Source organism: Glutamicibacter sp. NPDC055354, assembly GCF_053644955.1.
On the sequence record NZ_JBSHMB010000001.1, the window covers coordinates 1,207,752 to 1,220,361 of the forward strand.

9 protein-coding genes are annotated in these 12,610 nt (G+C 62.2%); all 9 read right to left on the minus strand.

What is annotated here, in order from left to right; genetic code table 11:
• Position 1: 1 nt before the first annotated feature.
• On the minus strand, positions 2-319 hold the full coding sequence (locus tag ACWICV_RS05595) for a hypothetical protein (RefSeq protein WP_332728456.1): 318 nt from the start codon (positions 317-319) through the stop codon (positions 2-4).
• Positions 319-4,542: a DUF4011 domain-containing protein gene (locus tag ACWICV_RS05600; protein WP_332489168.1), complete on the minus strand. Its 4,224-nt coding sequence runs from the start codon at positions 4,540-4,542 to the stop codon at positions 319-321. Before ACWICV_RS05600 ends, ACWICV_RS05595 begins: the two co-directional genes overlap by 1 nt.
• A gap of 185 nt (positions 4,543-4,727) precedes the next feature.
• Positions 4,728-6,314 carry a glutamine-hydrolyzing GMP synthase gene (gene guaA / locus ACWICV_RS05605; RefSeq protein ID WP_105657599.1) on the minus strand — a complete coding sequence of 529 codons (1,587 nt, stop codon included), beginning with the start codon at positions 6,312-6,314 and terminating at the stop codon, positions 4,728-4,730.
• Positions 6,315-6,460: 146 nt separating this feature from the next.
• Positions 6,461-6,925, minus strand: a complete 465-nt coding sequence (locus ACWICV_RS05610) for a DUF3817 domain-containing protein (RefSeq protein WP_105657600.1) — start codon at positions 6,923-6,925, stop codon at positions 6,461-6,463.
• Between the two features lie 50 nt (positions 6,926-6,975).
• A complete protein-coding gene (locus ACWICV_RS05615; RefSeq protein ID WP_454090626.1) occupies positions 6,976-7,785 on the minus strand; it encodes an SURF1 family cytochrome oxidase biogenesis protein in 810 nt (269 codons plus the stop codon).
• Between the two features lie 174 nt (positions 7,786-7,959).
• On the minus strand, positions 7,960-9,111 hold the full coding sequence (locus ACWICV_RS05620; protein ID WP_448937656.1) for a GuaB3 family IMP dehydrogenase-related protein: 1,152 nt from the start codon (positions 9,109-9,111) through the stop codon (positions 7,960-7,962).
• Between the two features lie 174 nt (positions 9,112-9,285).
• The gene (locus ACWICV_RS05625) at positions 9,286-10,602 is read right to left on the minus strand and encodes a BtrH N-terminal domain-containing protein (protein WP_454090625.1); all 1,317 of its coding nucleotides are present in this window, start codon (positions 10,600-10,602) and stop codon (positions 9,286-9,288) included.
• A gap of 271 nt (positions 10,603-10,873) precedes the next feature.
• On the minus strand, positions 10,874-11,806 hold the full coding sequence (locus ACWICV_RS05630; protein WP_454090624.1) for a 3-keto-5-aminohexanoate cleavage protein: 933 nt from the start codon (positions 11,804-11,806) through the stop codon (positions 10,874-10,876).
• Positions 11,807-11,817: 11 nt separating this feature from the next.
• Positions 11,818-12,603, minus strand: a complete 786-nt coding sequence (locus ACWICV_RS05635; protein ID WP_286134194.1) for an SDR family oxidoreductase — start codon at positions 12,601-12,603, stop codon at positions 11,818-11,820.
• Positions 12,604-12,610 lie beyond the last annotated feature (7 nt).

A 12,610-nucleotide genomic window follows, 5' to 3' on the forward strand; every position in this document is an offset into this window, starting at 1 on the left:
ATCAGCCCCAGTGCGGCGGCTTCTCGCGCTTCATCATCTCAGCCAGGTCTTCCTTGGCGTCGCCCCAGTTTCTCGGGTCCTGGTCTTTGGCCAGCAACTCGGACAGCGGATCGGCGGCCGGCTGCTTAGCGCGGGACGCCATCGCCGCAGCAGAAGTCTCGGCGGGCTGGTGGCCGGCTAGTGCCCGGTTCACGGAGTCTGAATGCGGCACTGGCGCGTAGCTGCCGGTGAGTTCAACGCGAGCAGTCAGATGCTGCGGGGGTGCGACAACGCGCGGCCGCTTGCGGCGGCCGCGCGTTGGTTCTTGCTCAGAAGTCATTACTTCTTTGGCTCCGGATCCTCGTTCTTGCTGGTAGCCGGAACAGGGGCTGGAGTCAGTGGCTTATCCGCGCTGTCCTTTGCAGGTGCGTCGCCAGCTTCAGCTTTGGCACCGCTTTCAGCAGCTGGCGCTTCCTGCTTGGTCTCGGCCTTTGGTTCCAGTCGCGCCTTGGCGGACTTGAGCAGATTGGACTTTTCCTTCGGCGTTTCCGCCTCGGTGGTGACTTCACGGGCCGACACCGGCCGAGCGGCGGCCACACCGGTACGGGTCGAAGCCTGGGCCGGGGCCGCAGGCTTTTTCAATCCCAGTGCATGGGCCAGGCGATCGGTGACAGCACCCGGATCGGTGAAGACGTCAATGGTCCACAGCGGAACATAGCGCCAGCCGTGCTTCTCGAAGAATTCCGGGCGCAGTCGGCTGCGTTCACGCACGGTCAGTCCGGCATAGTGCTCGGTGCCGTCGTAGACCACAGCCAATGGGCGGATGCCGCTGTGCGCAGAGTCGTAGGCGTGAGCCGACAGGTCCAGCACACCGCGGTAGTCCTCGGAAACGATGGCACCGCTTTCGCGCAGGCGGCGGGCCAGATCGGAAACCAATGGATCGAAGCGCGGATTGCGCATCGAGCTGACTCCGGAATCCCCTGCCTGCACGCGTCCGAACAGTTCGAAGAACTGTCGGGCACCACGGTAGACGCGGTTCAGGTCCACGTCTTCGGGCAACAGGCTGGACACCAAGGTCATGCGGGTCCGCGATCGGGTCATGGCGGCGACGAACAGCTGTTCGCCGCCCTCGCGGGACAGTGCACCGAATTCGTGCAGGGTCTTGCCGTGCGGAGTACGTCCGTAGCCCCAGGCGAAGATGACCGAGTCCCGGCGCAGGCCGATCAGCCGGTCCATGGTGGTCACCACGAATGGTTCGCGCTTGGAGCGCAGGTGCTCCATCGCGTACTTGTGGTTTGGCAGCTGGACACGGATCGCTTCGGCGATGGCCGAGGCATGGCTGCGGTTCGAGGCAATGACTGCCAGCGATTCGCCCCCGTGGTTCTTGAAGTGGCCGAAGACCAGATCCACCACGCGCGCCACTTCTGCTGCGGTGGTCTGCACACCGTCTTCGCTGCTGGACAGTGAGCCGGTGGCATCTGGCACGTATTCGCCGCGCAGCAGCGAGGAGTCGCCGGTGAGGTTCACCGCCATTGGCAGGCGCGAGAGCGCCGAATCGTAGTAGGTGGCGGACAGCTGTTCCACCAGGCCTTCGTCAATGCCGCGGTACACGGTGGACAGCGAACCGGTCACCAGGACCTTGTTCAGGGCTTCCAGCGCGGAACGGTCCACGCTCTGCTCGCGAACTCGTGCGGTCGGGTCTACGGAGACCTCGAAGCGCTTCGGACCGCCCAGCATTTCATCGCCAATGGCAATGACCTGGCCGGAGCGGCGGATCGCATCCAGGACTTCACGCAGGGTGAGGTAGTTGGCTTCCAGCAGGATGACCGCATCGAACTTCGTGTCCTCCGGCAGGGCGCTGCCCAGCAGCAGCGGAGCCGAGACGATGACCGGGGTCAGCGAATTGGCCAGCGGTGCTCCAAGATCCAGCAGCCCGGCAATGCTCGGGGTTCCGCCCTTGAGCATCTCGCGCAGCGCGCGGGAACCGGCTCGGTGGTCAGCCAGCGCTGCCTTCCAGTTGCGAGTCAGCGCCCAGCGGATGCGCTGCGGGCCGGCAGCGATGTGCGCGCCGTCAGCCAGTCGGTAGTCAGCCTCGATCTTCTCCAGCTTGGAGCCGTCATTCATGGCCAGGAAGTCGTCACCGGAGATCATGGCATCCAGCACGGACTGCCACCAGGCAAGCTCCAATTCGCTGTCTACCTGGTCGGCGTCGATCTCGCGTTCGGCGAAGTCATCGAGCAGGTCGCCCAGCCCGGCTTCAGCCAGCTGCTCGGAGATCAACGTGCGCTCGGGCAGCTCGCCCAGGTCCTCGCGGCGCTCGACCAGCGCTGCAATCACCGAGAGCAGCTCCTTGATGGGCATTTCGCGCAGGCGCGAGCCCAGGGAGGACGGCAGCATTTCGGCCAGCTTGTCGATGCGGGCACCGGCGTCGTGGTATCCGGCTTCAACATCCAGCAGGCCGCCTGGGACCTGCGGGTTGCGCTGGCTGGTGGCAATGGCTCGCCAGGCATCGCGCTGGACCGCCACCGCCTGCAGAGCGGACTGCAGGTCAGCTACGTGCATGCCCGGGCGGACGTATTCCTTGGCAATCTTGCGCAGCCGGGAACGGACAATGGAGCCCATCTCCACGCCGTGCTCGCGGCGCCATGCGCTGGTTGCGGTAGCGGCGATCAAATCATCGATGTCGCCCTCGAAGATGTCGGCCTCGAACTTGTCCAGCGATCCGCGGACGGCGACCAGCAACTGCAGCTGGTCTCCCCACTTGTCGTAGCTTTCTTCCAGGCGGATCTGCGAACGCTCGGCGATCTGCAGCATGTGCTCATGCAGGATGGGCAGGTCGCGGCCCAGCCCGCTGGCCAGGTTCAAGGCCTTTTCGGTGGCTTCGGTGTTGCGCAGCGGTGCACCATGCCATGGGCTGGTGGTGTGCATCTTGGAGAAGGCGCCAAGCTGCGCTGCGCGCTTGAGCTGTGCGGCAACATGTCCGCGCTGGCCCATGGAATCCAGCACCGAACGCTTCAGGCGCACGGTGGTGGATGGCGCTGGTTCCAGTGCGGAGAGCCGTGCCAGTTCCTGCATTGCCTGGTATGGCGAGCAACCCCAACGGCTGCGCACCGAGTGCAGCGACTTCACGTGCTCGTGCAGTGCGTGGCGGGATTCGCGCAGGCGCTTGAACATGGAGCCCAGCTGCGGCTCGGCAGCGCGTTCGTTGCGCAGAATTGCCTTGGTCATCATCGCGCGCAGCGCTTCTGGATCCTCGTTGGGTTCCAGCAGCATGCTGCCTGCATCCAGGTGCTCGTTGAAGCGGGTCACGAATTCTTCGGCGGCAGAACGCTGTTCCGCAACCACCAGTACTCTCTTGCCCTGGGCGGCCAGCAGCGCGGCTGCGTTCAGCGCGGTCTGGGTAGCACCGGTACCGGCAGCGGCGTTGATGGCCACCGATTCACCGGCAGCGATGTAGTCAAGCATCTTGGACTGGGACTCATCCGCGTCCAGCAAGAACAGTTCATCTTCCGGATCACGGTCATCAGAAGACTTGGCAATGGTGGTGGTTCCGGTGTGGACCTTGCGGGCAGAAGATCCTTCGGAGGCAAGGCTCTGCTTACGCGAGCGCGCGGTTTCCTTGAGAATGTTCTTCACGCGGCTCAGGCGGGAGCCGGCAGCTTCATGGCCCTTGGCATCGGCGGCCTGCGCTTCAGGCTGCTCTTCGTCCTGCTTCTTTTCAGCGGCAGACTCGTCCTTGGCTTCTTCAGGCTTTGAGCCCTCGGTTTTGGAAGCGCCCGGCTTGGAAGCGACCAGGTTGGCCAGCGCTTCGGAGGTCTTGCTGCTTTGGCTGTTCCCAGCCTGCTTTTCCGCGGAGTCGTGACGAATTAGCGCCTCGATGACCGGGTGGGACCCATTGAGCTTGGCCGGGTCAGCTGGGTCCATCAGCTCGGAGAAGGTGGAGAGCAGCAGGCGGTGGCCCACCACTACGCCGGGAACCTCGGACATCTGGTGGCGCAGGGCATCCATTCCGCGGACCGGGTCGAAACGGGCGATGGAGTACGCTTCGGCGTCCACCGCGGCGACATCGACCTTGGCGTTGTGGTCGGCTTCGAATTGGCGCACGAAGGCCGGGGATACGGTGGCGCGGCCGACCAGCTGCAGGTCGTAGTCGTCAGCATCAACGTGCTTGGTCAGTGTGATGCGGCCGAGCATGATGGGAGCCGAGACAGGCTCGCTCTTGCCATCGTGGACCGCGCGCCAGTTGGCGACACCGGCGGCCAGGTAGCCGACGTCGATGCCGCGTTCTTCCCACAGTTCATTGATCTTGGCCGAGAGCGCACGGGCAGTGCGGCGCGCGGTAGCGTACTGGTCCGCATCGTGCAGCAGCGTGGACAGGCGGGTACGCCGTCCGGCAAGGAACTGGGCCAATCCCGATGGATTGGCATGGGTTATGTCGATGCTATTGGAGGTCGACGGAGCAAATCGCAGGGTGGTATCCGCCCCGGCACTCTGTCCCAGGGATTTCACCCAGGCAGCTACACGCTCGGCGGCAGCATTCTGTCCACTAGTCACGACAGTCATTCCCTTCACTGAACCGACCACATTCGGGCGCACCACAGGTGCAGATACGCCTCTTTCTAACGTAGTGCACGCACCGTGCAGAACCGGTGCGCGAAACACGTTTTAACTGCGGGAAGCGGAACCGGCGTACCGGATCCGCTTCCCATTCACCCGCCAAAGCGCAGTGAATTAGCAGTCTTGGGGATTTACTCCCACTCGATGGTTCCAGGTGGCTTGGACGTAACGTCCAGCACCACGCGGTTCACCCCATCTACCTCGTTGGTGATGCGGTTGGAGATCTTCGAGAGCAGATCGTATGGCAGGTGCGACCAGTCAGCGGTCATGGCATCCTCGGAGGAAACCGGACGCAGCACGATTGGGTGGCCGTAGGTGCGGTGATCGCCCTGTACGCCTACCGAGCGTACGTCAGCGAGCAGCACTACTGGCATCTGCCAAACTTCGTCATCCAGTCCTGCAGCAGTCAGCTCGGCGCGAGCGATCGCGTCAGCCTTGCGCAGGATGGACAGGCGCTCTTCGTTGACGGCACCGATGATGCGGATACCCAGGCCTGGGCCAGGGAATGGCTGGCGGCCAACGATTTCCTCAGGCAAGCCGAGCTCGCGGCCCACTGCACGGACCTCGTCCTTGAACAGGGTGCGCAGTGGTTCAACCAGCTCGAAGTCCAGGTCCTCTGGCAAGCCGCCCACGTTGTGGTGGCTCTTGATGTTCGAGGTGCCTTCGCCACCGCCGGATTCGACGATGTCCGGGTACAAAGTGCCCTGGACCAGGAACTTCACTGGCTCGCCCTCGGAAGCGGCCTCGGCGATGATCGCCGCTTCCGCTGCTTCGAAGGCGCGAATGAATTCGCGGCCAATGATCTTGCGCTTGGTCTCCGGGTCGGTGACACCGTCCAAAGCAGTCAGGAAGCGCTCGCGCTCGTCGGCAATGTACAGCTTGGCGCCGGTGGAAGCTACGAAGTCCTTCTCAACCTGCTCGGCTTCGCCTTCGCGCAGCAGGCCGTGGTTGACGAACACGCAGGTGAGCTGGTCGCCAATGGCGCGCTGCACCAGGGCAGCTGCAACAGCGGAGTCCACGCCGCCGGACAGGCCGCAGATGGCCTTGCCGGTGCCGACCTGGGCGCGGATGCGCTCGATCTGCTCGTCAGCGATGTTGTCAGCGGTCCAGTCGCCCTTCAGGCCAGCACCGTTGTACAGGAAATTCTCCAGGACATCCTGGCCGAACTCGCAGTGCTTCACCTCTGGGTGCCACTGCACGCCGTACAGTCGCTTTGCTTCATTTGCGAAAGCGGCAACCGGAGCACCAGCGGTGGTGGCCAGCACTTCGAAGCCTTCTGGGGCCTTGGAGACGGAGTCGCCGTGGCTCATCCAGACGGTAGGGGCCTGAGCGGCACCTGCCAGGATGGAGCGGGCATCGCCCTCAAAGTTGGTTGCGGTGCGGCCGTACTCGCGCAGGCCGGTTTCGGCCACGGTACCGCCCAAGGCGTTAGCCATGGCCTGGAAGCCGTAGCAGATGCCCAAGACCGGCACGCCGGCTTCAAACAGGTCAGCCCCGACGGAAGGGGCGCCATCGGCGTAAACGCTGGAAGGACCACCGGAGAGGATGATCGCTGCAGGGTTCTTGGCCAGGATGGCTTCGGTGGACAGGGTGTGCGGAACGATCTCCGAGTACACACGGGCCTCACGTACGCGGCGAGCGATAAGCTGCGCGTATTGGGCCCCGTAGTCGACGACCAGAACCGGCTTATGTTCTGGATTGAGGGGAGCAGTAGTCACCGTTACAGTCTACGCGGTTCACTGCGCGCGAAACAGCCAAGGTGATGTCATCAGCGTCACCTAGTGGATTTTTGGCAAAGGCAAAGGGCAGATCTGTTCATTTTCGATGAACGGATCTGCCCTTTGGCAATGAATGCGGCCACGTGTCAGTAGCGCTTGGCGGCCTTTGGATGCGCGGCCAGCTCGCGGTCTACTTCTGCGTGCACCTTGGCTTCGGTCCAGAAGGAAAGAAACGGGACGACGCCGCCGAGGGCGATCGTAATGAAGCGCATGAACGGCCAGCGCATCAAGGTCCACAGGCGGAAGTCGGCAAAGAGGTACACCACGTATAGCCAGCCGTGGGCGATCAGGATGCCCAGCGAGAGGTTCAGTCCCCCGGCCACCTCGGCGCGGTTGTACATGCCGACGGCGTTGGAGGTGCCATCTACCAAGGTGCCACCCACGAAGAGTTCCAAGGACCAGAAGTACTTGAAAATCATTTCCAGCACGAGCAGCAGCAGCATCACGCCGGTGATGTAGGCGAAGACCTTGTAGAAGGTTGCGGCTGCACGGATCTGCTTAGGGGTGCCGCCGAATTTCCGGGGCTTCGGTGCCGGGGTGGTGCTGGACATCGTTGGTGATTCCTTCCGATTTCGGTAAGAAGTGCGGTGTGCGTGAAATGCTATTCGTTGCTGTTTCCAGCTTGGGTGGCGTTGCCGCCCGTGATATGTGTTTCGGCAGCGCGCTCAGCAATCTCGTCAAGATCCCGCTGGTGATCATCGCGCACCATGCGGTACCAGAGGAAGATGGCGAACCCTGCGAAGAGGACCCATTCCAAGCCGTAGAAAACGTTCAGCCAGTTGATCTGCGCTTCCTGGGGCTGCGGACCGACGTCGACGATATCCAGGCCCGGCTGCGCTACGGTCTCGCCCTTGGCCGTGGTGATTTCGTGGGCCGTGACGAATCCTTCAAAGAGGACCGAATCCCAGATGTTCGCCAGCTGTGCCGAGGCGAGAGTTGGCAGCGTTGCGCTGCGCAGGTCTTCGCGGAATTCCGGGCCTTCGCTAGGCAGCAGGCGCCCGGTGATCTCCAGTTCGCCTTCAGGTGCCGGAGCTGGCTTGGTTGCTTCAGGCTGCCAGCCGCGTACCACCGCAATACCGGCGTCCTGGGCCGCGCCCTCGACCTTGAATTGGGTGATGACCCAGACACCGCGCTGATCGCCATTCAGCCGAGGCGCAATCAGCTGATCGGTGCCGGGGACGAATTCGCCCTCCATGGTGACGATCTGGTCTGCCTTGATGCCCAGCAGCTCCTTGCCGACTTCCTGATGCTCGATCAGCGCGACCGGCTTCTCGGTCTTGTCGATCTTGACCGGCGGCTCGGTTTCGGAGGCGCCGAACTGCCATCCGGACAAGAGAACGAATCCGGTGGCGAGAGCTAGCGCGGCAAAGAGGGCGCCGATCCATTTGGGCTTCAGAGCGGTTTTAAGCACACTCTAACGGTACTTCTATTTGGCGTAGAACTCGAAATGCGATGGCGTGAGATTAGCCCTGTTGCCTTATTTTCCGCTGGTGGAACCAACTTGCTTATTCATTCGTTGAGACCAAGCGCTTAAACGACACTGGCCCCACCCTTCGAAAGAAGAGCGGGGCCAGATCAGGATCCGCTAGAAACGATCGGATTCGTATGGGGACAGCACGACGTCGACGCGCTGGAATTCCTTGAGGGTCGAGTAGCCGGTGGTGGCCATCGAGCGGCGCAGTGCGCCAACCAGGTTCGAGGTGCCGTTGGTCTCGTGCGATGGGCCGTGCAGGACCTTCTCCAGCGAGCCGACGGTGCCGACCTTGGCGCGGTCGCCACGTGGGCTGGCCTCGTGAACTGCTTCCATGCCCCAGTGGTAGCCGGCGCCTGGTGCTTCATCGGCACGGGCCAGTGCGGTACCGAGCATCACTGCGTCGGCGCCCATGGCGATGGCCTTGACGATGTCGCCGGAGTTCCCCATGCCGCCATCGGCGATGACGTGGACATAGCGTCCGCCGGACTCTTCGATGTAGTCGCGGCGTGCGGCTGCAACGTCGGCGATGGCAGTAGCCATCGGCGCGTGGATACCCAGAGTGCGGCGGGTGGTGGAGGACGCGCCGCCACCGAAGCCAACGAGCACGCCGGCTGCACCGGTGCGCATCAGGTGCATGGCCGGGGTGTATCCTGCTGCGCCGCCCACGATCACTGGGACATCGAGTTCGTAGATGAACTGCTTGAGGTTCAGCGGTTCGGTGGTCTTCGAGACGTGCTCGGCCGAAACGGTGGTGCCGCGGATGACGAAGATGTCCACGCCGGCAGCGACAACGGTCTTGTAGTGCTCCTGGGTGCGCTGCGGGGTCAACGAGCCTGCAACGACAACGCCGGAGTCGCGGATCTCGGAGATGCGCGAGGTGATCAGCTCAGGCTGGATGGGAGCCGAGTACAGTTCCTGCAGCTTTGCGGTGATCTTCGGGTCGTTGCGGGTTGCCGCCTCGGACTCCAGGCCGGCAATTTCAGCCAGCACTGCTTCCGGGTCCTCGTAGCGGGTCCACAGGCCTTCGAGGTTCAGCACGCCCAGGCCGCCGAGCTTGCCCAAGGCGATTGCAGTAGATGGGGAGGTCACCGAATCCATTGGTGCGCCCAGGATAGGGGTGTCGAACTGGAAGGCGTCGATCTGCCAGGACACCGATACGTCCTTCGGATCACGGGTACGGCGATTCGGTACGATCGCTACGTCGTCCAGGGAATATGCCTTAGTTGCCCGCTTGCCGCGGCCGATCTCAATCTCGTTACTCACCTAACTAGGTTATCAAGATTCCCGGATAATCCCGCTTTTGATAGCGCATTGGCTTTAGGCGATGTTTCTGCGCTGGCTCTGGCGCATGGGGCCGCAAGTGGCACACCGGGACAACAATGCCCTGCCGGCCGGTGAGTAAGATCACCGGATGGCAGGGCCTATGTTGAGCCAGGTTTACTTGGCTGCCTTGGATGCAAGCTTCTTGGCGGTCACGGCCAAGGAGGTGGCGGCTTGCTCTTCAGAATCGGCAATGCGCTCAATCGCGTCAGCCAATACGGCGAAGTGCTCAGCACGCTTGGCGAACTCGGTCTCTGGATCAATCAGGTCCGCGAACTCATCCCACTGGGTGGAGAGCTGCCGGTAAGCATCTACGTGAGCTGCCAGCGCCGCCAGGCCTGGAAGTTCCGCCGCTTCCGAAAGGAACTCCGCGTACAGGCCGCGCAACGCGCCCTCGCCGCTGAAACGCGTGTCGGAGAAGAAACCTGCGAGCTGGTCCAAGCCGTTGGCCAGCGCTTGCTGGCTTGCGAAGATCTGGGACCAACCGGTCTTGGACTCGTTATCGCGCAGTCGCGTGGCCAAGGTGCGCATGCCGGTAATGCCGAAGTTCTTGGCAAAGTGCACTGGAACCCCGGAAAGCTCGCTGGTGCCCAGCAGGCGAGCGGTGGTTTCCCCAATCGCCTCGACAGCATTGGCGGCCAGGGTCTCGGCCTTCGGCGAGCGCGAGGACGGGATCCATGCCTGCCAGTGCTTTTCCTTCTTGCGCATCGCACGGGCGATGGCCAGTTCCTTGGGGCTAATAAGGTTCAGCGCACCTGAACCGTCATCTACCATCAGGTCCTTCTTGTGCTCGCCAACGACGACGAGATCCAGGGTCTCGGCCTCATCAACCGTGTTGCCGTCAATCCATGGCAGCGCGCTGATTGCCACGCGAACCACCACGGTGCGGCCTGCGTCCAGGGCAGCGTCCATGTATTCGACAGCGCGTTCGGCTGAGCCGGTGGTACGTTCGGTCACCGTAGCACCGCAACGAGCCAGCAGGTTCTGTGTATAGGGTTCCGGGTTGTGGCGGGTCACCAAGGTTACTGCAGTCTCTTCGCCGCCTTCATGGGTAAAAGCCATGAAGCCGATACCGCCGGCAAGGCCAGCGAGCAATGCCTGGCTCAGCGGTTCGCCGGTGTGCTTGTTGGTGACGCCAGCTTGGACTAGGACTCGGTGCCAGAGCGCAGCATCGTACTGGATGACATCTTTTGGCGCTGGGTACTCAGGCAGTTCGTCAGCTGGCGAAGCAGCCGGAGCGTTCTTGCCTTTCTGCTCCTGCGCCTTGGCCTTTTCGCGTGCTTCCTTGGCGTAGTCGCGTGCGGCGGCAGCGCGAGCGGCCCGAGGGCTTTCAGGCTTGCCGGCCAAGATGTTCTTGCGCGCGGTGGTGTAGCTCTCCCCCGTGCGTTCCATACGCTGTCGGGTTTGCTTCTTCAGGTTGGCTGGCTGGCCCATGTACTGATTGTCCTTCCGTCACCGGCGCATTGGCGCGAGGTTTCCCGCACGCGCAGGGAAGCGCCGCCATCGAACAAGTCTACGTGTCCGCGGCGAGCGAGTCCCGCGATGTTCTAGTGGGATTGGATACGCCACGGCGCGCGCCAATGCGCGGCGTCAAACTGGGACTAGGACAAAACAAGGCTCCATCTATGCCTGCATGGGGCAGGACAGATGGAGCCTCGAGTCTGTTTGATTTTGTGCTGCTATTCAGGCCGAAGGCATTTGGCGCCTAGAAACCGACTTTGTCGCGCCCCTTGAGCTCCAGCATCTCCCGGGCTTCCTCGGGAGTCGCGACCTCGAAATTCAGTGCTTCCAGTATGGTCCGGATACGGGTCACTTGCTCGGCATTGGAAGCGGCGAGCTGCCCCGGTCCGATCCACAAGGAATCTTCCAGCCCAACACGTACATGCGATCCCATGGCCGCTCCAATGGTAGCTAACGGCATCTGGTTCTTGCCTGCACCGAGGATGGACCATTCGTAGTTCTCCCCCAGCAGGCGGTCAGCCGTGCGGCGCATATGCATCAAGTCTTCCGGATGCGCCCCGATGCCGCCGAGCAGACCGAAAACCGACTGCACGAAAAGCGGGCCACGGGCCAGGCCGCGCTGGTGGAAGTGACTCAGGTTATTTAGGTGGGAAATGTCGTAGCATTCGAATTCGAACCGGGTGTCATTGGCGTTACCGATTTCCAGGATCCTCTGGATATCGGCAAAGGTGTTCTTGAAGACCAGATCCCGTGAATTTTCCAGGCCTTCTCGTTCCCAATCGTGTTCGAACTCCGTGAACCGGTCCAGCATGGGATACAGTCCGAAGTTCATTGATCCCATATTGAGCGAAGCGAGTTCAGGTTCGAAGGTTGCCACCGGAAGCATGCGTTCTTCGACGGTCATATGCGGGGAGCCACCGGTGGTGATGTTGACGATGGCGTCGGTGCCGTTCTTGAGCTTCTCCAAGATCGGTTCGAAATGCTTGGGATCCTGAGATGGGCGGCCGTCCTTGGGATCACGCGCGTGCATGTGGACTATGGCCGCGCCAGCCTTGGCGGCGCTAAGCGCAGCTTCGGCAATCTCATCGGCGCTCACCGGCAGGTGCGGCGACATGCTGGGGGTATGGATAGCGCCGGTGACAGCGCTGGTAATGATGACTTTTCGCTTGTTTTTCACAATACGCCTTCCTAGTACAGTTTCTCGGTGTTGCCATCGACTGCCATGGCCTGGCCGTTGATCCGAAGTGCCATCGGGCTGGCCAGGAACACCGCCATATTGGCGATGTCCTCGGCCTCGACCAGCTTGTTGAGCGATGACTGCGCGTGGTACAGATCGGAGACTTCGTCCACCGGACGCTGGAGCATTCGCGCCTTCGCCTCGATGACGGATTGGATGCGCGGGCCATTGACTGCCCCCGGGCAGATGGCATTGACCCTGATTCCTTCACCGCCGAGCTCGATGGCAAGCGTCTTGGTCAGCCCGATCACTGCCCATTTCGATGCCGAGTACGGACTCCGACCTGCCATGCCCAGACGGCCAGCGGCCGAGGACAAGTTGATGATGGATCCGCGGGTGGACTGGCGCAGCAACGGGAGCAAGTGCTTGATGCAGAAGAATTGTCCGTGGACATTAATATCGAAAGTCGTCATCCAATCTTCGGATTCAAGAGTCTCGATAGGCCCGGTAGGACCGGCGATTCCGGCATTGTTCACCAGGACGTCCAGTCCCCCTAGAGACTGCTGGATCTGATCGGGCAATCCACGTACCTGATCTTCATCCGACACGTCGCTCACGGAGGCGGCAAAACCCGCCGACGCGGCGGCACGCACTGCTTCAGGATTGATATCCGTAACGAAGACTTGTGCGCCATGGTTCCTGAACTCTTGAGCGATCGCCAGGCCGATGCCCGCAGCTCCAGCCGTGACGAGAACCCGGAGTCCGTCAAAGTCCATTTTCATGTTATGGGTATTCATTAGAGTT

Coding starts and splice junctions, on each gene's coding strand:
- ACWICV_RS05595 (WP_332728456.1), bottom strand. CDS start 319: ATGACTTCTGAGCAAGAACCAACGCGCGGCCGCCGCAAGCGGCCGCGC.
- ACWICV_RS05600 (WP_332489168.1), bottom strand. CDS start 4,542: ATGACTGTCGTGACTAGTGGACAGAATGCTGCCGCCGAGCGTGTAGCT.
- ACWICV_RS05610 (WP_105657600.1), bottom strand. CDS start 6,925: ATGTCCAGCACCACCCCGGCACCGAAGCCCCGGAAATTCGGCGGCACC.
- ACWICV_RS05625 (WP_454090625.1), bottom strand. CDS start 10,602: ATGGGCCAGCCAGCCAACCTGAAGAAGCAAACCCGACAGCGTATGGAA.
- ACWICV_RS05635 (WP_286134194.1), bottom strand. CDS start 12,603: ATGAATACCCATAACATGAAAATGGACTTTGACGGACTCCGGGTTCTC.